Source organism: Pseudarthrobacter sp. NCCP-2145, assembly GCF_023708005.1.
GTDB classification, from domain to species: domain Bacteria; phylum Actinomycetota; class Actinomycetes; order Actinomycetales; family Micrococcaceae; genus Arthrobacter; species Arthrobacter oxydans.
Map to the genome: position 1 here is coordinate 33754 of NZ_BRCG01000021.1, position 19893 is coordinate 53646.

The following is a 19893-nucleotide window of genomic DNA, read 5'->3' on the forward strand; positions in this document are numbered from 1 at the left end:
ACGGACCACATCTAAGCGGTGCCGCTTTCCGGCGCCGGCGTCCCGCCGTTGGCCTGGTTGCTGCCGGACAGGGTGTCGGCGGCCGTGCTGGCTTCGGCGTGGTGGGTGTTGTCAGCGTGGCCGCCGGCAGCGGGCCTGCGTAGCGCTTCCACCCAGTTGTGGAGCAGGCGCGCGCCCGCATCACCGGATTTCTCCGGGTGGAACTGGGTGGCGCAGAGCGGGCCGTTCTCGACGGCGGCAATGAACGGGGCGCCATGCTCGGACCACGTCACCAGGGGCGCTGCCATCCGTGGCTGGATGACATCGAAGTTCCATTCCTGGACGCCATAGGAGTGCACGAAGTAGAACCGCTCGTTTTCGACGCCGGCAAACAGCTTCGAGCCTTCGGGCACCTTGACGGTGTTCCAGCCCATGTGCGGCACGACGTCGGCCGGCAGGAGTTCCACCTTGCCGGGCCATTCACCCATGCCTTCAGCTTCGGTGCCATGTTCAACTCCGGCCTCAAAGAGGACCTGGAGGCCGACGCAGATACCCAGGACCGGCCGCCCGCCGGCCACCCGCCTGCCGATGAGGCGGATGCCGTCCACGGCTTTGAGCTCACGCATCACGGTTTCGAACGCTCCGACTCCGGGGACCACCAGGCCATCGGCGTTCAGGACGTCCTCGGGCTTTGAGCTCAGGATGACTTCCGCACCGGCCCGTTCCAGCGCCCGCACGGCGGACCGGACGTTTCCGGAGCCATAATCCAGGACGGTGACGGTGGGCTTGCCCTCGGGCGAGGGCAGCTTCCGGGAGGCCGAGGGATCGACGATGGCACCGTCCCGCAGGACCTGGCCGCTCACAGCGCACCCTTGGTAGAGGGGATCCCCTCAACGCGGGGATCCGGTTCCACAGCAGCACGGAGCGCCCGCGCGAACGCCTTGAACTGGGCCTCGACGATGTGGTGCGGATCGCGGCCTGCGATGACGTTCATGTGCAGGCAGATGCCCGCGTGCAGGGTGATGGCCTCGAAGACGTGGCGGGTGAGGGATCCGGTGAAGTGGCCGCCGATCAGGTGGTATTCCTGGCCCGCGGGCTCGCCGCCGTGCACCAGGTAGGGGCGCCCGGAAACGTCGACGACTGCGTGGGCAAGCGCCTCGTCAAGGGGAACGGTGGCCTCTCCGAACCGGCGGATGCCGGCTTTGTTCCCCAGTGCGGTGCGCAGCACCTCTCCGAAGGTGATGGCGACGTCCTCCACGGTGTGGTGGACGTCGATGTGGATGTCGCCCGTGGCTTTGACGGTCATGTCGATCAGCGAGTGCTTGCACAACGCCGTGAGCATGTGGTCGTAGAACGGTACCGACGTGTCGATGTCCGAGGTGCCGGTGCCGTCCAGGTTGATTTCCACGAGCACGGACGACTCACTGGTGGCACGTTCCATGCGCGCAGTGCGGGCCGCAGCCACGTTCGATCCGGTGGTACTCATGCGTTGGGTCCTTTTGGGCAGAAGGGGCGGTTCAGGGCGTCCAGCGCCGCTGCTTCCAGTCTAGGCGGGAAGCGTGGCCTGGCTTGCAAGGATGCTTTCCAGGGAGGTGAGGAAGGCTGTGGTTTCGGTCTCAGTTCCGGCCGTGACGCGGAGATGGCCCGGGATCCCGACGTCCCGGATCAGCACCCCGGCCTCCAGCAGTTCCTGCCAGACCCGGTGCGGGTTCTCAAGTCCGCCGAAAAAGACGTAGTTGGAGTCGGACGCCGCCGGCTTGAGGCCCATGCGCGTCAGCTCCGACACGATGCGGTCCCGCTGCTTTTTGATGTCTTCCACATCCGCCATCAGCGCCTCGCGGTGCCGGAGGGCGGCCAGCGCGGTGGCCTGCGTGATGGCGGAGAGGTGGTACGGCAGCCGGACCAGGCGCAGCGCATCGGCGACTTCGGGTGCTGCAGCCATGTAGCCCAGGCGTGCCCCCGCCAGCGCGAAGGCCTTGCTCATGGTCCTGGACACGATCAACCGCTCCCGGCCGGGCAGCAACGTCAGCGCGCTGGGCGTCCCGTCGTGGGCGAACTCATGGTAGGCCTCATCCACAATGACGATGGTCTGGCTTGCTTCACCGGCCTCGTAGACGGCCTCCACGACGTCCAGCCCCAGCCCCGTCCCCGTGGGGTTGTTGGGGGAACAGAGGAAGACGATGTTGGGCTGCAGTTCCTTGACCTGCCGCGCTGCGGATTCAGCGCTGAGGCCGTAGCCTTCGGCGCGCTCACCGACGATGTATTCGGTGTCCGTTCCACTGGCCAGCAGCGGGTACATGGAGTACGTGGGCGGAAAGCCGAGCGCTGTGCGTCCGGGGCCGCCGAAGGCCTGGAGGATTTGCTGGAGCACCTCGTTGGAGCCGTTCGCGGCCCAGAGGTTGGTCTCGTCCAATCCGTGGCCGAGGTATTCCGCCAGCGCTTTCCGCAGTTCCGTGAACTCGCGGTCCGGGTAGCGGTTGAGCCCGGCGGCGGCCTCGGACACCGCCGCGCTGATGGCGGCCCGCACGTCCGCCGGAACACCATGGGTGTTCTCGTTGACGTTGAGAAGGATTGGGACGTCCAGCTGCGGCGCACCGTAAGGGGTAAGCCCGCGGAGGTTGCTGCGGAGGGGAAGCCGGTTCAGGCGTTCTAGCTGGTCATTCACCTGAACAGTTTAGTGCCCGTGCCGGGTGCCGGAAAATGTGACGGCATCCTGTTCGCCCTCGGCATGTGCCGGATCAGCCGGCGGGGACGAACAGCTGCTGCCCGGGGAAGACCGCACCTGCGGACAGGTTGTTCAGCTGCACGATGTCCGCCACAACATCGCGTGCGTCGCGCTCCGGCGCAACGGTGGCCGCGATGCCCCACAGTGACTGGCCGGGCTGGACCGTCACGGTGACCGCGGACGTTGTCTCAAGGTCCGCAGCAGAGTCGGAGGCTTTCGCCGGGGAGTTGAAGAAGCCTGCCAGTGAGAGCAGCAGGGCGGCCAGGAGCACCAGGGGAATCCCGATCAGCACGATGCGGCCGCGGCGGGTCAACCGCAGGGGCGGAAGGGCTGCCGGCCGTTCCGGCTGCCGCTCTTCAGGCCGGGAGAGAAGTTGCCGCACTGAGAGCAGCTGTGGACGTGAACCCCGCGAAACAGATGTAGCTGACATGAACTGAGCCCTCCTGGACCATACTGTGCTGCCCGGATGTTCTGCTCCGCGCCCCTCTGGGGGCTTCCCGGTGCCATCTTCGAATGGCCGGGGTTCGCAGTAGAACATATATTCGAACTTTGCTTTCTCTGTTTTAGCACCTACCAACGAACATTGTCGAGACTCGCTAGAACAAATGTTTGAAAAAGCAGTGTGGCTGGCCTAGTTTTGAACGAAAGAACAACCACCCGGACAGTCGATCAGCAGGGTCTGACATTATGGGGCGGGATCCTCCAGGGCCTGGCCGTGGAGGGGCCGGCGGACACCGAAAGGCATTGGCGAATATGGCAGCAGCAGCCGCCGGGGGCAGGGCAACCGCGCAACCGAAGAGGACCGCCAAGGGCCTGACGCCACGGCAGAAAAAAATCCTCGAAACCATCCAGCGCTCCGTCAATGAGAACGGTTACCCCCCGTCCATGCGGGAGATCGGTGACACGGTGGGGCTGGCCAGCCTTTCAAGTGTCACGCACCAGCTGGCCCAGCTGGAGAAACTCGGCTACCTCCGCCGTGACCCGAAGCGTCCGCGCGCCATGGAAGTCCTCATGCCCCTGACCCTGGACGGCGGTGCGGCCAAGCCAAGCAGCCAGCCATCAGCCGGACTTCCAGCCGGCGGTGCCACCGTCACGGAGCTGCCTACGGCCCTGGACACCGCGATGGTCCCGCTCGTTGGCCGCATCGCTGCTGGTGGTCCCATCCTTGCCGACCAGCAGGTGGAGGACGTTATGCCGCTCCCCCGGCAGCTGGTGGGCCAGGGCGAACTGTTCATGCTCAAGGTGGCCGGCGATTCGATGGTGGACGCAGCCATCTGTGATGGCGACTGGGTGGTGGTCCGCCGCCAGGCGGACGCGGCCAACGGGGACATCGTCGCTGCCCTCCTTGATGACGAGGCCACTGTGAAGACGTTCCGGCAGCGTGACGGCCACACCTGGCTGCTCCCCCAGAACACCCAGTACGAGCCCATCCTCGGGGACCACGCCACCATCATGGGCAAGGTCGTGTCTGTGCTCCGCTCGCTGTAGCCGCCCGCTCCTGGCCCCAGGCAGGGCCAGCCCACAACACAGTCAGTCCGAGGCACATTCGGCCGTGCGCTGCGCTGGCCGGATCCACCTAGGGCAGATCCGGCCCTGCGCAGTGCCGGCTTCCCGGAGCCCCGGCATGTGAAGGGACGTCAGGCGTTCTCCCCGGCCAGCCTCTCCAGTGCGGCGATTGCCGTCTTCCGGTCCGTTGTGGACCAGAACGGCGGCAGCGCTCCCCGGAGGAACCCGGCGTAGCGCTCGGTGGCGAGCCTGGAGTCAAGTACTGCCACCACCCCCTTGTCCCCGGTAGAGCGGATCAAGCGGCCTGCGCCCTGGGCGAGCCGGATGGCGGCATGGGTGGCCGAGACCGACATGAAGCCGTTTCCGCCGGCCTGCGCCACGGCGCGGGAGCGCGCCGTCATGAGGGGATCGTCCGGCCGCGGAAAGGGAATCCGGTCTATCACCACAAGCCGGCATGAACCGCCCGGAACATCCACGCCCTGCCACAGGGACATGGTTCCGAAAAGGCAGGTGTCTGGCTCGTCGGCAAACTGCTTCACCAGTGCGGTCATGGTGGAGTCGCCCTGGCAGAGAACCGTCATGTCCAGCTTTGGGCGCAGGGCCTCGGCGGCTTCCTCTGCGGCTCGCCGGGAAGAAAACAGGCACAGTGCGCCGCCGCCGGAAGCGCGGATCAGGGACTCGAGCTCGTCCAGCGCCTCCGGGGATGCGCCCCTGCCGGGCTTCGGCAGGTGCCCGGCCACATAGAGGATGCCCTGTTTGGGGTAGTCGAACGGCGAGCCCACGTCCACGCCCTTCCAGCGGGGAGCACCCTCACCCACCAGGCCCAGTCCGCCGGCGGCGGGTTCAAATGCTGAACCGATGGCCAGCGTGGCGGAGGTCAGCACAACGGTGTGTCCGGCGAACAGGCCTTCCCGCAGCCTCCCGGCCACCGAGAGGGGCGCAATGTTGATCAACGCCGGCGCTGTGTCATCCGGCGGGGAGAACCCCTGTGCGGGGTCAAAGGAGCTGGCGCGGGAAAACCACACGACTTCGCGGTTCTCCCGGGCTGCGAGGAGCCGTTCGCAAAGTTCCAGGATGAGCATCAGGCGGGACCGCGCAAGCTGCCGGCCGCCGTCGGGCGTTGTATTGCTGTCACCCTTCGAATCCGAGAGGGCGGCCCGGCAGGCGTCGCGCAACTGGTCCACGCAATCCAGCTGTTCGTCATTCAGTCCGTTGGGCAGCAGTCCGTTCGGTACGCCGGCAAGGGCGAGCTCCAGGTTGGCGGCCGCGGCGTTGAGGGCGTCAACGGTGATGGCGGTGTGCTTGCGGGCACCGGCGGCCGCGGCGTGCACCATGGCCACCGAGAGCTGGCCGGACACTGCACCGGTAACCCTGTCCTGGAGTTCGTGCGCCTCGTCCACCACCACCACGTCATACTCGGGCAGGACCGCCAGCCCCTCAAAGGCGCTGACTGCAAGCATGGCGTGGTTCGTGACCACAACGTCGGCCTCGGCAGCGTCCTGGCGGGCAAGTTCGCTGAAGCACTCTGCTGCCATGGGGCACTTTTGGGCGCCCAGGCATTCCATGGACGTCACGGATACCTGGCGCCAAGCCCGGTCCGTGACACCCGGCAGGAGCTCGTCCCGGTCACCCGTGGCGGTCTTCTCCGCCCACTCCCGCAGCCGCACCACTTCCTTGCCGAGCTGGGACGAGGGGCCGCCCACGGCTGCCGCGAAGTGCGGGACGCTGGTGTCCTCGCCCAGGCTGAACAGCTGGCCTTCCGACGGTTCCTCGCTCGGGAAGCCGCCTTCCAGCTTGTGCCTGCAAACATAGTTGGACCGCCCCTTGACCAGGGCCACTTTGACAGGCCGGTCCAGGGCAGGAGTTATGGCCTTGAGCAGCCGGGGCAGGTCCCGGCCCACGATCTGGGTCTGAAGAGCAAGCGTGGCCGTGGACACGAGCGCAGGCTTGTTGCTTTCCAGGGCGTGCGCAATGAGGGGTATCAGGTAGGCCAGTGACTTTCCGGTGCCCGTGCCTGCCTGGACCAGGAGGTGGTCCCCCGTTCCCAGCGCACGGGCCACCTGCCTGGCCATCTCATGCTGGCCCGCACGGCTTTGCCCGCCCATGCCGGCAACGGCCCGGTCGAGCAGTTCGATCACGAACTGCTCGCCGGCCGCTTCCGTGGCTTCCGGCGCCACGAGGTCAGTCATTGCTGACGAAGGGTTCCAGTTCGGCCGCAAAGCCTTCACGGACCATCACCACGGCCCGCGTGCCTTGCTCCACGTGGTCCACGCTGATGATCTCGGCGTCGGACTCGTGGAGTTTGCTGACCAGGTCTCCGCGGTCGTACGGGATGAGCAGCTCCAGCTTGACGCTTGGCCTGGGAATGGCGTCGCTGATGGCCTTCAGCAGCTCCGCGATGCCCTGCCCCGTGCGGGCGGACACCACCACATGCCGCGGCTCGCGCTGCCTGAGCCGTTCCACCACAAAGGGGTCAGCGGCGTCGGCCTTGTTGAGCACGATGATTTCGGGCACCTTGCGGGCATCCACTTCGCTGAAGACCTTGCGGACGGCAGCGATCTGACCCTCAGGGTCAGGGTGCGAAACGTCCACCACGTGGAGGATCAGGTCTGCGTCGGCAACTTCCTCCAGCGTGGAGCGGAACGCCTCCACCAGTTGCGTGGGCAGGGACCGGACGAAGCCCACGGTGTCCGCGAGCGTGTACCCCAGTCCGTCCGCGGTTTCCGCCTTCCGGACAGTCGGGTCCAGGGTGGCGAACAAAGCGTTCTCCACCAGGACTCCGGCGTCGGTCAGGCGGTTGAGCAGCGAGGACTTGCCCGCGTTGGTGTAGCCGGCGATCGCCACGGACGGCACGGCATTACGACGGCGGTTGGCCCGCTTGGTCTCGCGGGCCGGCTTCATTGCGGCGATCTCCCGCCGCAGCTTGGCCATCCGGGTGCGGATGCGACGGCGGTCCAGCTCGATCTTCGTTTCACCGGGACCGCGCGAGCCCATGCCGGCGGCGGCACCGCCCACCTGGCCGCCTGCCTGGCGGGACATCGACTCGCCCCAACCACGAAGGCGTGGCAGGAGGTATTCGAGCTGCGCCAGCTCCACCTGGGCTTTGCCCTCGCGGCTCTTGGCGTGCTGGGCGAAGATATCCAGGATCAGGGCTGTCCGGTCGATGACCTTGACCTTGACGATATCCTCCAGGCCTCGGCGCTGGGAGGGTGCAAGCTCGGCATCCACCACCACGGTGTCCGCGCCGGTGGACATCACGATGTCCCGAAGCTCAAGCGCCTTGCCCGAGCCCAGGAATGTCCCCGGGTCCGGCTTGTCCCGGCGCTGGACCAGTCCGTCAAGGACCTCGGAGCCGGCTGTTTCCGCAAGGGCGGCGAGTTCCCGGAGCGAGTTCTCGGCGTCGGCCAGGGTGCCTTCGGACCAGAGCCCTGCCAGGACCACCCGCTCAAGGCGCAGCTGGCGGTACTCGACCTCGGTGACGTCTTCCAGTTCGGTGGACAGTCCTGCGGTACGGCGCAAGGCGCGCCGTTCCTCAAGGTCCTGCTGGTCGCCGTCGTACGTTGAATGTTCTTCGTCCAGGCGGGAAATTGCCTGGGCTTTGCCGAACACTGCCTTTCCGTCGCTGCCCTTCCCGTCGCCGTTTTGCGTGCCGGGGTTCCTGGCAGGTACGTCCTTGGAGAGAATCCGGTCGATGACAGCCTGGATTTCCTCGGGACTCATGTCCTGGGCGGCTGGATCTGATCCGGTGTTGGGCTGGCTGGTCATGGTCTCCTTTGAAGATTCGGCAGTTCCAGAATAGTGCCGATTGCTGGTGGTGGGGGAAGTATTCGCGCTGGGCTGACTGCCTGCGGTCATCCACGCCTCCTGGCATGCTGGGCCGGTGCCGCGGAGGGCGGCGCCGGCAGACGTGCCACGTACGGATACGCGGCGGAAGGAAAGCAGCCGGAAACGGCGATAAGTTCAGCGGGAGGCTGACTTTCGAGTGTGGTCCGGCGACCGGAGCAAACGGGATCCGCTTGGTCCGGTGCACGCAGCGGAAGGGTCGAAAGACCGGCGTCGCTGGTGGGACGTGCTGCCGCTGGAGGGCAGGCTTCGGGACGGGCGTGGCCCGTGCCGGTTACTCGAAGATCAGGAACATGCCCTCCAGCGTAGCAGAGCGCCCTGCCCGCGGTTTCCCTTTACGCTGCAAGGGGAACTACTCTGGCCAGTTATGGAGTCCGCACATTATTTCAGCGCAACACCCGCCGGCCCTTTTACCCGCAAGCCCCTGACTGTTGAGCTGGCAGGGGAAACGCGCAGGCTGCAGACTTCCTCCGGCATCTTCAGCCCCGACGGGATCGATAAAGGCACGGCCATCCTGCTTACCGAGGTGCCCGCTCCGGCGCCGCAGGGAAACCTCCTGGACATCGGCTGCGGCTGGGGGCCGATTGCCCTGACCATGGCCCTTAGGGCACCGTCCGCCCGGGTCTACGCGGTGGACGTCAACGAGCGCTGCATCGCGCTGACAAACGAGAACGCCGCAGCCCTGGGGCTGGCCAACGTTACTGCCAGCACCCCTGACGCGGTAGACCCCGACTTGCGTTTCGACACGATCTGGTCCAATCCGCCCATCCGGATCGGCAAGGACGAACTGCACTCCCTGCTGAAACTATGGCTGCCCCGCCTGGCTCCGGGCGGAACCGCCTGGCTGGTGGTGCAGAAGAACCTGGGGGCGGACTCGCTGCAGCGGTGGCTTGCAGCTGAGCTGGACGAATCGTTCATCGTCAGCCGGGAAGCGACCTCGAAGTCGTTCCGGATCCTCAAGGTCAGGAAAGCGTCCCGGTTGCCACAATGACTGCCGGCCCGCTGAGCTCGACGTGTTCGTGGCCTGCGGGACCAGCGAAGAACTTCACTCCCACGATGCCCCCGGGGACGTGGACCCGCCAGGAGTCCGGGGCTTCCGCCCCAGCCCAGTGGCGGATGGCCACAGCGGCGGCGCAGGCACCCGTTCCGCAAGACTGGGTCTCCCCCACGCCGCGTTCATGCACCCGCATGGTCACGGATCCGACGCCGTCGTGCACCAGCGGCTCGGACGGGACCACGAATTCCACGTTGGTCCCGTTGGCGGGGACGGGGTCCACCACGGGAGCGGTGAACAGCCGCGTTCCGGCAAGTTCGGAAAGCTCGGCGAGGGCAACAACGGTGTGCGGGTTGCCCATGCTGACGGACAGGGCAGGGCGGGGAACTTCCAGGCCTTCGGCGGTCACCAGTGAATCCATGGCCTTGGCCGTAGCTTCCCCGGGGAAGATGAACTCCCACGGCCCCATGTCCACGGCGTAGTCGTCACCCGTGCGCACCACGGTCTTGATCCCGGCGCGGGTGCCGATGGCCAGGGCGCCGCCGTCGGGCAGTTCGATCAGGCCCTCGGTCCGGAGGAAATGGACAAACACGCGGACGCCGTTGCCGCACATTTCGGACAGCGAGCCATCGCCGTTGCGGTAGTCCATGAACCACTCAGCGTCAGGGTCGGCGGCCAGCAGCTCGCGGCCCTCCGGAAGCAAGCGCGACGGGACCGCCCGGATGAGGCCGTCCCCGCCGATCCCCCGGTGCCGGTCGCACAGGGCGGCCACGGCGTCGGCACTGATGGTGTGGACGCCCTCTGGATCAGCCACCAGGACGAAGTCATTGCCGGTGCCGTGCCCCTTGGAGAAGCGGAGCCCGCTCAGGGTGCGCAAGGCCGGCTCGGTGGTTTCTGCGAGGCTTGTGTCCATGGTTCCAAGGGTACCGGCCGGGCGGTGAAGCGCTAAAAACGGGAGAGCGCCGCCGCTCTGTCCACCAGGGCCGGATCCTGCCAGTCCAGCCAGTGGATGCGCGGATCGGCCCGGAACCAGGTGAGCTGGCGCCGGGCGAACTGCCGGGTGGCCACGATGGTGGCCTCCGCGGCCTCGGGAACGGTCCATTCGCCGTCGATAACCCGCAGGAACTGTGAGTATCCCAGGGCGCGGGGGGCGGTCTTTCCCTGCCGCAGCCCGCGGGCGTCCAGCCGTTGGACTTCGGCGGGCAGGCCGGCGTCAACCATGCGGTGGACGCGTCCGGCGAGCCGGTCCCGAAGCACCTCGCGGTCCACTGCCAGGCCGATCTGGACGGCAGGCTGGAAGTACTCGCGCTGCGGCATGAAGGAGCTGAACGGCCGCCCGGTGAGCTGATGGACTTCCAGGGCCCGGATGATCCGCCGGTCATCCGAGAGCCTGCCGGCGGACACAGGGTCCACCTTCCGCAGCCGTTTTAGCAGCACTGCGGTCCCCTGCGCAGCGAGTTCGGCTTCCAGCCGTTGCCGCACCAGCGGATCAGTCCCCGGGAACTCAAGGACGTCCAGCGCGGCCCGCACGTAGAGGCCGGACCCGCCGGCCAGGATGGCGCGCTTGCCGCGGCCGTGGATGTCCGAGATGAGTTCGCGGGCCTGCTGCTGGAACTGCGACACGCTGGCTTCCTGGGTTACCTCCAGGATGTCCAGCAGGTGGTGGGGAACTCCCCTGCGTTCAGCGTCCGTGATTTTTGCGGTGCCGATGTCCATGCCGCGGTAGAACTGCATGGCGTCGGCGTTGATGACTTCGCCGCCGAGTTCAAGGGCAAGGCTGACGGCGAGGTCTGACTTGCCGGACCCTGTGGGGCCAACGACGGCGATGACAGGCGGTGCGCCCACCGGTCAGCGCGTGCGGACAGGCAAGGAGGGCATGCCCAGCGAAACGCCCTTGCCGCCTGCCCCTGCCCCGGGCGTGGGTGCTCCGCAGGAATCTGCCTGCGACCTGTCCCAGGCGTCGCCCGCCCGGGAACGCCGGAGGCTGTAATCCTCCAGGGCCGGATCGGCGACGAGGTGGAATGCCGCGGCCTCGGTGATGGTCACCGTGACCAGGTCTCCCGGCCGGGGAGCGGGAGCACCCTCAGGGACCGAGAAGTGCACCAGCCGCTGGTCCTGCGAACGGCCGGACAGACGGTGCGTCTCGCCTGCCTTCCGTCCGGACTGCGCCGTCACCATAACCTCAACGCGGCGGCCGAGCTGGAGCCGGTTCTCCTCTGCCGCAATCCGGTCCTGGAGGGCAGTCAGGCGTTCGAACCGTTCCTGGACCACTGCCTTGGGAAGCTGGTCCGGCAGGTCAGCGGCAGGGGTTCCGGGGCGCTTGGAGTACTGGAACGTGAAGGCGGTGGCGAAGCGTGACTTCTCCACAACATCCAGCGTCGCCTGGAAGTCCTCTTCGGTTTCGCCGGGGAATCCCACAATGATGTCGGTGGAGATCGCCGCGTGCGGGATCTTTTCGCGCACTTTGTCCAGGATCCCCAGGAACTTGCTGGACCGGTAGGAACGCCGCATGTCCCGAAGAACCTTGTCCGACCCCGACTGCAGCGGCATGTGCAGCTGCGGCATCACATTGGGGGTCTCGGCCATGGCGTCAATGACGTCGTCGGTGAAAGCGGCTGGGTGTGGGCTTGTGAAGCGGACCCGCTCCAGGCCTTCGATGTCCCCGCAGGCCCGGAGGAGCTTGGAGAATGCCTGGCGGTCGCCGAACTCGACACCGTAGGAGTTGACGTTCTGGCCCAGGAGTGTGACCTCGATGGCGCCGTCTTCCACCAGGGCCTGGATCTCCGCCAGGATGTCTCCCGGCCTGCGGTCTTTCTCTTTTCCGCGGAGGGCGGGCACGATGCAGAAAGTGCAGGTGTTGTTGCAGCCGACGGAGATCGATACCCAGCCTGAGTAGACGGAGTCCCTCTTGGTGGGAAGCGTGGAGGGGAAGACGTCCAGCGACTCGAGGATTTCAAGCTGTGCCTCGTTGTTGTGCCGGGCGCGGTCCAGCAGGGCGGGCAGGGCGCCGACATTATGGGTGCCAAAAACGGCGTCCACCCACGGGGCCTTCTTCAGGATGGTTTCCCTGTCCTTCTGCGCGAGGCAGCCGCCCACAGCAATCTGCATGCCGGGGTTTGCTGCTTTCACCGGAGCCAGGATGCCAAGGTTGCCGTAGAGCTTGTTGTCAGCGTTCTCCCGGACCGCGCAAGTGTTGAACACCACGACGTCGGCCTGCTCACCGTCTGCCGGCACGTACCCTGCGTCCTCCAGCATCCCGGCCATCCGCTCCGAGTCGTGGACGTTCATCTGGCAGCCAAACGTCCGCACCTGGTAGGTGCGGGGCTTGGGAGCACCGGATTGCGGAGCACCGCCAGCTTCTGCAGAGGGGCTGGTACCGGGAAAAGGGGAAGGGATGGTCAAACTCACCTGTTAAGGGTACCGGTTTTACGGGTTGCCACGGTCGGCTCCGGCGCAGGAGTCCAGGACCTCGTTGACGATCCGGAACGCCTGCGAGGGCTGATAGCCCTTGCGCGCCAGCATGGAGGCCAGCCGCCGGGTTGCCTTGTCCCTTGCAGCCTGGTCCTGCAGATCCGTTCCCGGGCGGAGCTTCCGCTCCACGAGCTGCCGGGCGGCGGCTTCCTCATCCGCGTCTGTCAGCTGGTCCAAGGCTGCGGCGGCGGTTTCCTGGTCGATGCCCTTCTCCGCGAGTTCGCGGCGCAGCGCGCCTTTCGCAAGTTTGCGCGACTGGGAGCGGCTCCTCACCCACATGTCCGCGAATTCGGCGTCGTTGATCAGGCGTGCTTCCTGGAAGCGGTCCAGGACTGCCTCGGCGACGTCCTCCGGGATGTTCCGTTCGGCGAGTTTCCGGGCGAGCTGCAGCCTGCTTTTGGCCGACGCGGTCAGTTGCCGGTACACGATGTTCTGCGCAACGGACACCGGATCCGGCTCTGCGTCCCCGGCAACGGAAGAGCCGTGGTCCGGGCCGACCTGGAACGCGCCGTCATCTGAAACTCCGCGCCGCCCGCCGGCTGTCGCCCGGCGGGGACGCGGATTGTCGATACCGGTCAACGGCTAGAACCCGTCAACGGCCTTCAGCTTCGGGGAGTCTTTGGACTCCGGTTCCGCAGGCTTGACGCCCACGCCGAGCTTTTCCTTGATCAGGCGCTCGAGTTCGGCAGCAAGTTCAGGGTTGTCACGGAGGAACCTGCGGGAATTCTCCATGCCCTGGCCAAGCTGGTCGCCGTCGTAGGTGAACCAGGAGCCGGACTTCTTGATGATGCCGTGCTCGACGCCCATGTCGATGATGCCGCCCTCACGGGAAATGCCCTGGCCGTAGATGATGTCGAATTCGGCCACCTTGAAGGGCGGAGCCATCTTGTTCTTGACGATCTTCGCCTTGGTCCGGTTGCCAACGGAATCGGCACCTTCCTTCAGGGTCTGGATGCGCCGGACGTCGATACGGATGGAGGCGTAGAACTTCAGGGCCTTACCGCCGGTGGTGGTTTCCGGGGAGCCAAAGAAGACGCCGATCTTCTCGCGGAGCTGGTTGATGAAGATCGCAGTGGTCTTGGTCTGGCTGAGGCGGCCGGTGATCTTACGCAGGGCCTGGCTCATGAGGCGGGCCTGGAGGCCGACGTGGCTGTCACCCATGTCGCCCTCGATTTCGGCGCGGGGCACCAGCGCTGCGACGGAGTCGATCACAATGACGTCCAGGGAGCCCGAGCCCACCAGCATGTCCATGATTTCCAGCGCCTGCTCGCCGGTGTCCGGCTGGGAGACCAGGAGGGCGTCGGTGTCCACACCGAGCTTGGCGGCGTACTCGGGGTCAAGGGCGTGCTCGGCGTCGATGAAGGCGGCGATGCCGCCCAAGCGCTGGGCGTTGGCCACGGCGTGGAGCGCCACGGTGGTCTTACCGGACGATTCCGGCCCGTAGATTTCGACAACGCGGCCACGGGGAAGGCCGCCAATTCCCAAAGCAACATCCAGGGCAATGGATCCGGTGGGGATGACCTCGATCGGGGCCCGGACTTCGTCGCCGAGCCGCATGACCGAGCCTTTACCGAACTGTTTGTCGATCTGGGCCAGCGCTGCTTCGAGCGCTTTTGCACGATCCGGGGCTGCCGCCATGGTTCACACCTCTAATGCTTTCTCGCTTTGGAGTGGCCTCAGCGGCCGTTTATTGGTCATCTCTGACGCTACTGGGACCCACTGACATTCCGGCCGGGTGAGGGCGGCTATGTGGATAACCCGCTAGGAAAAGCATAGCTTTACCCGAACAGGTATTCGAACAACCTCACGGCGTGTCAGGAGAAACCGGCTAGTCGGTGCGGGGCTTGATATCCCGGCCCAGGCGGCGCTCGGCGGGAACATCCTGCACGTCGCAGACGGCCAGCCACACCCTGCGGGGCTCTATGCCGGCGGCAAGCGCCTGGTCCGCGGTGCGCCCGCCCACCCCTGCCAGGACAAGGCTGCTGCTGAGGACCCGCGAGTACCCGGCGCCGAATTCGTCGTCCATGAGTCGCCAATAATCGCTGATTCGCACCAGAAAAGTCTCTCACGATCCCGCGCACTAGAATTGTTGCCATGAGCAACTCCCCTGACGTCCCCTCCCCGCAAGGCCGCCATGATGAGGCGACCGTGGACGCCGCGGTACAAAACGTGGAACACCAGATCAGTCTCTTCTGGCGGCGCGCACGGTCGATCTCCAACCAGCTTTCCCGCGAGGTCCATCCGGACATGGAGCCGGCGGCGTACGGCCTCCTGACGGTGATCCGTCGTGAGGGACCGATCCGCCTCACCGACCTGGCGATGAACATCGGCGTCGGCAAGCCGTCCGTCAGCCGGCAAATTGCTTTCCTGGAGAGCCTGGGTCTTGTGTCCAAGGAGGCAGATCCCCTGGACGGACGGGCGCAGGCAATCCGGCTGACCCCCAAGGGCGAGGAAAAGATGCACCAGGTCCAGGACGCCCGGCGGCAGGTGTTCCGGGAACGCCTCGGCGAGTGGCCCGTGGAGGAACTCGAGGAACTGGCCCGCTGCATGGCCAAGCTTAACTCCACCTACGAACGGGACGGCTTCCCGAAGGATGGCCAGGCGCCCACGCTGGAAAATCAATAGCAGAAACGCACTGAAGCCCCCGGCCGCGGCCGGGGGCTTCAGTGTTTGCTACATTCCGGGAGCCGCCTTCCGGCGGAACCCTACCGGGCGCCGGAAAGGAGGCCCGTGGAAAGTTCGTCGTTAAGTTCAGTGTTGAGGTCGCGCTCAAGGTCGCGGCCATAACGCTGGGAGAATTCCTGGGGAACGGTGTCCGGAACGGCAACGCCTTCTGCAACCGCCACCCTGTCGCTCACCTCGCGAAGCATGCTGGACAACGGAACGTCCAGGGCCGAGCAGATCGAGGACAGCAGTTCGGATGATGCTTCCTTCTGGCCGCGCTCCACTTCACTGAGGTAACCCAGGGAGACACGGGCGCTGTGCGAAACTTCACGGAGCGTACGCCCCTGACGCTGGCGGACATCGCGCAGGACATCACCAATTTCGTGACGAAGTACAACCATCTTGCGCTCCTTCTGTTCGCTCTTGCCCTGATCGGCGAGGCCCACATCCTTCCAGCGGACAACGCCGTTTACGGATACGGGCTGCTTTACCATCTGTATCGCCTTGCTCCCTCATTGGTCAGGTCCGCCCTAAGGCGAACCGTCGTGGTCATTTCATCCTAGGCGCCTCCGCTCTCCGGAAGCGACACAATGTAATAACTAATCGGTACCGGCTTTTGTTCCCATCAACTTTACGCCCAGTAACTTCGGGGTACCGGGCCTACCCGGACAGGGCTTCGAGGAGCCTTTCAAGGGCCGCCCCGCACGCCTGTCCGCGGATCTCGGCCCGGCTTCCCGAAAAGGCGTACTCGAAGGCCGCCGTTCCGGCTGCGGTGGCTATGCCGACGTAGACGGTGCCCACGGGCTTTCCGTCGTGTGCCTCCGGCCCGGCAACGCCTGTGGTGGAGATGCCGATGTCAGCGTTGAGGACGGTCCGGGCTCCTGCCGCCATGGCCGCGGCAACGTCCGGGTCGACGGATCCGACGCGCGCCAGGAGCACGGACGGGACGTCCAGGACTTTTTCCTTGACGGAGTTCTGGTAGGCAACCACGCCGCCCTGCAGGACGCCGGAGGCGCCTGGGGTGTCCGCAAGGACTGCGGACACCATGCCGGCGGTCAGTGATTCGGCGGTGGCCACGGTCCGCCCTGCGTCGAGGGCTTTGCGGACCGCTTCAGCCGACAAGTGGTGGAGATTGGTCATGCGGGTTCCTGGCCTTTTTCGTTGCGCGCCTGCAGCTTTCCCTTGGCCCGGATCCGCAGTGCTTCCACCACGTATTCCACGCCGGTCCACACTGTGATCACCACAGCGGCCATCATCACTGCAAACGCCACCCACACGAGCCACGGGGCAAAAGAGCCCAGCGGCAGGAGGTACAGGAAGATCGCTGCGGTCTGGACCACGGTCTTGAGCTTGCCGCCGCGGGAAGCCGGGATAACGCCGTAGCGGATCACAAAGAAGCGCAGGGCCGTGACGCCCCATTCGCGGACGAGGATGAGTACGGTAACCCACCATGGCAGTTCGCTGAGCACCGAGAGCATCACCAGCGCCGAGCCGATGAGGAGCTTGTCCGCAATGGGGTCGGCGATCTTGCCGAAGTCGGTGACGAGGTTCCGGCTCCTGGCGATATCGCCGTCGAGCTTGTCCGTGTAGATGGCGACGGCGAACGCAAGGACCGCCGCCCAGCGCCACACGCCTGCTTCACTGCGCAGCCCGGGGGCGTCCGCGATGAGGAACCAGACAAAAAACGGCACCAGTGCGATGCGGATCATGGTCAGGATGTTGGGAAGGTTCCAGACCCCGGCACGGCCTGGGCCGGCGGCGGTTGCATCGGTGCTAGTCACGTTTCTAGGCTACAGTCCCCGGGCTAACGCCCGGTCAGGGACCAGGCGTCCTCGGAGCCGTCTTCGTCGTCATAGCCGCCGGGCGGGGAATCCGAGCCGTCGTAATATTCGACGTTCTGCTTCCGCTGGTCAAGGTCTGCGGCCACCAGGTCTTCGGCGTAGCCGCCCTGGGCGATGTTGGCGTTGGCGTTGTCGCTCAGCGCGGCGGTCTGCGAATCGGGTGCTGCCGGGGCTTCCTGCCCCTTCATGGCGGCAAGGACGGGTGCGAGGTCGTCCGGTTTCACCAGGACATCCCTGGCCTTGGAGCCTTCGGAGGGGCCAACGACCCCGCGTGATTCCAGCAGGTCCATCAGCCGGCCGGCCTTGGCGAAGCCGACCCGCAGCTTGCGCTGCAGCATCGACGTGGAGCCGAACTGCGTGGTGACCACAAGCTCGGTGGCCTGCAGCAGGACTTCGAGGTCGTCCCCGATGTCGTCGTCGATCTGCTTCTTGGGCGCTTCGGCTGCGACGTCGTCGCGGTAGGTGGCCTGGAGCTGTCCCTTGACGTGCTCAACCACCTTGTGGATTTCCGATTCGGTGACCCATGCGCCCTGGACGCGCATGGCCTTGGAGGCACCCATGGGCAGGAACAGGGCGTCACCCTGGCCGATAAGCTTTTCGGCCCCGGGCTGGTCCAGGACCACGCGCGAGTCGGTCACCGAGGACGTGGCAAACGCCATGCGTGAGGGCACGTTCGCCTTGATGAGGCCGGTCACCACGTCCACGGACGGCCGCTGGGTGGCCAGGACCAGGTGGATGCCGGCGGCGCGGGCGAGCTGGGTGATGCGGACAATCGAGTCTTCAACATCGCGGGGAGCCACCATCATCAGGTCGGCAAGCTCGTCCACGATCACCAGCAGGTACGGGTAGGGCCGGATGACGCGCTTGGAGTCCACCGGCGGCTGGACCTTGCCGGCGCGGACCGCCTTGTTGAAGTCGTCGATGTGCTTGAAGCCGTAGTTGGCGAGGTCGTCATACCGGGCGTCCATCTCGCGGACCACCCACTGGAGCGCCTCGGCCGCCTTCTTCGGGTTGGTGATGATGGGCGTGATGAGGTGCGGGACGCCTTCGTAGGCGGTGAGCTCCACGCGCTTGGGGTCCACCATGACCATGCGAACCTCATCGGGGGTGGCGCGCATCAGGATGGAGGTGATCATCGAGTTCACGAAGGATGATTTACCGGCACCGGTGGCACCGGCCACCAGGAGGTGGGGCATCTTGGCGAGGTTCGCCACCACGTAGCCGCCCTCCACGTCCTTGCCAACGCCCATCACCATCGGGTGGTCCGTGCGGCGGGCGTTCTGGCTGCGAAGGACGTCGCCCAGGGAGACGGTTTCGCGGTCGGTGTTGGGGATCTCGATGCCGATGGCGGACTTGCCCGGGATGGGGCTGAGGATGCGCACGTCACTGGACGCCACGGCGTAGGAGATGTTCTTGGACAGTGCGGTGACGCGCTCCACTTTGGTGCCCGGGGCCAGCTCGATCTCGTACCGGGTCACGGTGGGGCCGCGGCTGAAGCCGGTGACCGTGGCATCGACGTTGAACTGCTGGAGGGTGTCGGTCAGGGCAGCGACGACGGCGTCGTTCGCTTCCGTGCGCTCCTTCGGGATGGATCCGGGGGTCAGGTAGTCCGAGGCCGGGAGCGTGTAGGTGACGTCGCCGGCGAGGGACAGCTGCTCGGTGCGCTGCGGGATGGGAACCGGCGGTGGTGCGGGTGCCACCGGGTTGGACGGCACGGTGGGCGCGGCGGCCGGCTTTGCCGCTGGCGGGGCCATGCCGGGGGTGATCATAGGGATGGCTTCGGTGGCGTTCTCCCCCGCGGAGGGCGGGGCGCCGGCACCGAGTCCCTGGGCGGCCTTGATCTTTTCGACGGCGATCTCCGCCTGGGTGGGACGGCGGACGCCGGGGGCCGGCCGCGGCGGCTTCGGGTCGTCGTCGTCGATCACGGCGTGCTCGAACGCTTCGTCGCCCACATAGCCTTCCAGTCCGGCGTCGCCGTCCTCCTCATCCTTGCCGAAGAAGCGGCGCTTCTTCTTCCTGGCATTCTTGGGGGGTGCGGCGGCGGGGGTCCGTTCCAGGTAGCTGCGGTCGTGCTTGTCACGGTCCTGTTCATCCAGGAGGTCGATGCCCATGAGGTGGTCGTAGGCAGCGTGCAGCCTACGCGGGACTGCAGTGAACGGCGTGGCGGTGATGATCAGCAGTGAGACGAACGCCAGCAGGGAGTACAGCACCAACGGAACAGCGGAGTGGATGGCGGCCAGGGGCGATGCGGCAAGGAATCCGAGCATTCCGCCGGCCTGGCGGAGGCCGTCAAAGCCCTGGGCAACCGTGGGCTGCCCGCCCAGGACGTGTGCCAGCCCGCAGCCGGCAAAGGTCATGATCAGGAAGCCGATGCCCACCCTGTTGTTGCCCCGCCCGTCGGACGGCTGGCGGAAGAGCCGGAACGCGCAGACAAACAGCATGAGCGGAAGCAGGAGTGATATCCAGCCGAAGGTTCCGTTGACCACGGCATATACGGCGTCCGGGAACCAGCCGGTAAGGCCCCACCAGGCAAAGGTGGCGATGAAGATTCCGAGGGCGAGGTTGAACAGGGCGGCGCCGTCCCGGCGGTCCTCTGACGGGAGGTCGCTGACGTCATGGCCGATGCGCCGCACCCCTCCGCCTACCAGGTGGCCGAGGCCCAGCCATGCCCCGCCCACCACGCGCAGCAGCCACGGCTGGTGGTGCTCGACGGCGGGAAGCTGGCGGGTGCGTGCAGTGCTCGTGGAGCCGCCGGCACGTCCGGTTTTGGCGGCCGTTGAGCCAGCGCCGCGGCCGGAGGAGCTGCCGGGTTTGCTGCCGGCGCGGCCCCTGCTGGATCCATTGGGCGCGGAAGTAGTACGAGTGGCCAT

Annotated in this window: 19 protein-coding genes; 3 read left to right on the forward strand and 16 right to left on the reverse strand. The window is 66.4% G+C overall.

Translation table 11 applies throughout. From position 1 onward, the window contains the following. Positions 1 to 11: 11 nt before the first annotated feature. The 4 genes from hisH to NFU08_RS16670 form a co-directional block, all read right to left on the reverse strand. Positions 12 to 842, reverse strand: a complete 831-nt coding sequence (gene hisH / locus NFU08_RS16655) for an imidazole glycerol phosphate synthase subunit HisH (RefSeq protein WP_251424742.1) — start codon at positions 840 to 842, stop codon at positions 12 to 14. Continuing rightward, positions 839 to 1465 carry an imidazoleglycerol-phosphate dehydratase HisB gene (hisB, locus tag NFU08_RS16660; protein WP_066274905.1) on the reverse strand — a complete coding sequence of 209 codons (627 nt, stop codon included), beginning with the start codon at positions 1463 to 1465 and terminating at the stop codon, positions 839 to 841. The genes hisH and hisB overlap by 4 nt, the downstream gene beginning before the upstream one ends. Before the next feature lie 60 nt (positions 1466 to 1525). Beyond that, positions 1526 to 2644 carry a histidinol-phosphate transaminase gene (locus NFU08_RS16665; protein ID WP_174180353.1) on the reverse strand — a complete coding sequence of 373 codons (1119 nt, stop codon included), beginning with the start codon at positions 2642 to 2644 and terminating at the stop codon, positions 1526 to 1528. Positions 2645 to 2717: 73 nt separating this feature from the next. Further along, positions 2718 to 3134 (reverse strand): LysM peptidoglycan-binding domain-containing protein, encoded by a 417-nt coding sequence (locus NFU08_RS16670; RefSeq protein WP_174180354.1) that lies wholly within the window; start codon positions 3132 to 3134, stop codon positions 2718 to 2720. 323 nt (positions 3135 to 3457) lie between these two features. On the opposite strand from NFU08_RS16670, the gene lexA reads away from it, so the two are divergent. After that, the gene (gene lexA, locus NFU08_RS16675) at positions 3458 to 4192 is read left to right on the forward strand and encodes a transcriptional repressor LexA (RefSeq protein ID WP_174180356.1); all 735 of its coding nucleotides are present in this window, start codon (positions 3458 to 3460) and stop codon (positions 4190 to 4192) included. Positions 4193 to 4341: 149 nt separating this feature from the next. Here the strand turns inward: lexA and NFU08_RS16680 are convergent, their stop codons facing one another. Continuing rightward, on the reverse strand, positions 4342 to 6399 hold the full coding sequence (locus NFU08_RS16680; RefSeq protein WP_251424744.1) for an ATP-dependent DNA helicase: 2058 nt from the start codon (positions 6397 to 6399) through the stop codon (positions 4342 to 4344). Then, entirely contained in the window at positions 6392 to 7975 is a 1584-nt protein-coding gene (gene hflX / locus NFU08_RS16685; RefSeq protein ID WP_251424746.1) for a GTPase HflX, read from the reverse strand. The genes NFU08_RS16680 and hflX overlap by 8 nt, the downstream gene beginning before the upstream one ends. 445 nt (positions 7976 to 8420) lie before the next feature. Here hflX and NFU08_RS16690 point away from each other — a divergent pair, with 445 nt between their 5' ends. Continuing rightward, complete coding sequence (locus tag NFU08_RS16690) at positions 8421 to 9044, forward strand: class I SAM-dependent methyltransferase (RefSeq protein WP_251424748.1); 624 nt, start codon at positions 8421 to 8423, stop codon at positions 9042 to 9044. On the opposite strand, the gene dapF is transcribed toward NFU08_RS16690, so the two are convergent. The 6 genes from dapF to NFU08_RS16720 all read right to left on the reverse strand — a co-directional run bounded on the left by dapF (position 9016) and on the right by NFU08_RS16720 (position 14571). Continuing rightward, positions 9016 to 9960: a diaminopimelate epimerase gene (dapF, locus tag NFU08_RS16695; protein ID WP_174180364.1), complete on the reverse strand. Its 945-nt coding sequence runs from the start codon at positions 9958 to 9960 to the stop codon at positions 9016 to 9018. The two genes, NFU08_RS16690 and dapF, sit on opposite strands and share 29 nt — an antisense overlap. Positions 9961 to 9992: 32 nt before the next feature. After that, complete coding sequence (gene miaA, locus NFU08_RS16700; RefSeq protein ID WP_251424750.1) at positions 9993 to 10892, reverse strand: tRNA (adenosine(37)-N6)-dimethylallyltransferase MiaA; 900 nt, start codon at positions 10890 to 10892, stop codon at positions 9993 to 9995. Between the two features lie 3 nt (positions 10893 to 10895). Continuing rightward, complete coding sequence (miaB, locus tag NFU08_RS16705; RefSeq protein ID WP_251424752.1) at positions 10896 to 12455, reverse strand: tRNA (N6-isopentenyl adenosine(37)-C2)-methylthiotransferase MiaB; 1560 nt, start codon at positions 12453 to 12455, stop codon at positions 10896 to 10898. A gap of 18 nt (positions 12456 to 12473) precedes the next feature. Next, the gene (locus NFU08_RS16710; RefSeq protein WP_397426055.1) at positions 12474 to 13088 is read right to left on the reverse strand and encodes a regulatory protein RecX; all 615 of its coding nucleotides are present in this window, start codon (positions 13086 to 13088) and stop codon (positions 12474 to 12476) included. A 12-nt stretch (positions 13089 to 13100) separates the two neighbouring features. Then, positions 13101 to 14156, reverse strand: a complete 1056-nt coding sequence (gene recA / locus NFU08_RS16715) for a recombinase RecA (RefSeq protein ID WP_066274884.1) — start codon at positions 14154 to 14156, stop codon at positions 13101 to 13103. A 190-nt stretch (positions 14157 to 14346) separates the two neighbouring features. Beyond that, positions 14347 to 14571, reverse strand: a complete 225-nt coding sequence (locus NFU08_RS16720; RefSeq protein WP_066274882.1) for a DUF3046 domain-containing protein — start codon at positions 14569 to 14571, stop codon at positions 14347 to 14349. Between the two features lie 41 nt (positions 14572 to 14612). On the opposite strand from NFU08_RS16720, the gene NFU08_RS16725 reads away from it, so the two are divergent. Further along, positions 14613 to 15143 (forward strand): MarR family winged helix-turn-helix transcriptional regulator, encoded by a 531-nt coding sequence (locus NFU08_RS16725; RefSeq protein WP_251424755.1) that lies wholly within the window; start codon positions 14613 to 14615, stop codon positions 15141 to 15143. 80 nt (positions 15144 to 15223) lie between these two features. On the opposite strand, the gene NFU08_RS16730 is transcribed toward NFU08_RS16725, so the two are convergent. The 4 genes from NFU08_RS16730 to NFU08_RS16745 form a co-directional block, all read right to left on the reverse strand. Next, a complete protein-coding gene (locus NFU08_RS16730) occupies positions 15224 to 15676 on the reverse strand; it encodes a helix-turn-helix domain-containing protein (RefSeq protein ID WP_041652016.1) in 453 nt (150 codons plus the stop codon). 166 nt (positions 15677 to 15842) lie between these two features. Next, positions 15843 to 16322 carry a CinA family protein gene (locus NFU08_RS16735; RefSeq protein WP_251424757.1) on the reverse strand — a complete coding sequence of 160 codons (480 nt, stop codon included), beginning with the start codon at positions 16320 to 16322 and terminating at the stop codon, positions 15843 to 15845. After that, a complete protein-coding gene (pgsA, locus tag NFU08_RS16740; RefSeq protein ID WP_174180375.1) occupies positions 16319 to 16963 on the reverse strand; it encodes a CDP-diacylglycerol--glycerol-3-phosphate 3-phosphatidyltransferase in 645 nt (214 codons plus the stop codon). The genes NFU08_RS16735 and pgsA overlap by 4 nt, the downstream gene beginning before the upstream one ends. A 23-nt stretch (positions 16964 to 16986) precedes the next feature. After that, positions 16987 to 19893, reverse strand: a complete 2907-nt coding sequence (locus NFU08_RS16745) for a DNA translocase FtsK (protein WP_251424759.1) — start codon at positions 19891 to 19893, stop codon at positions 16987 to 16989.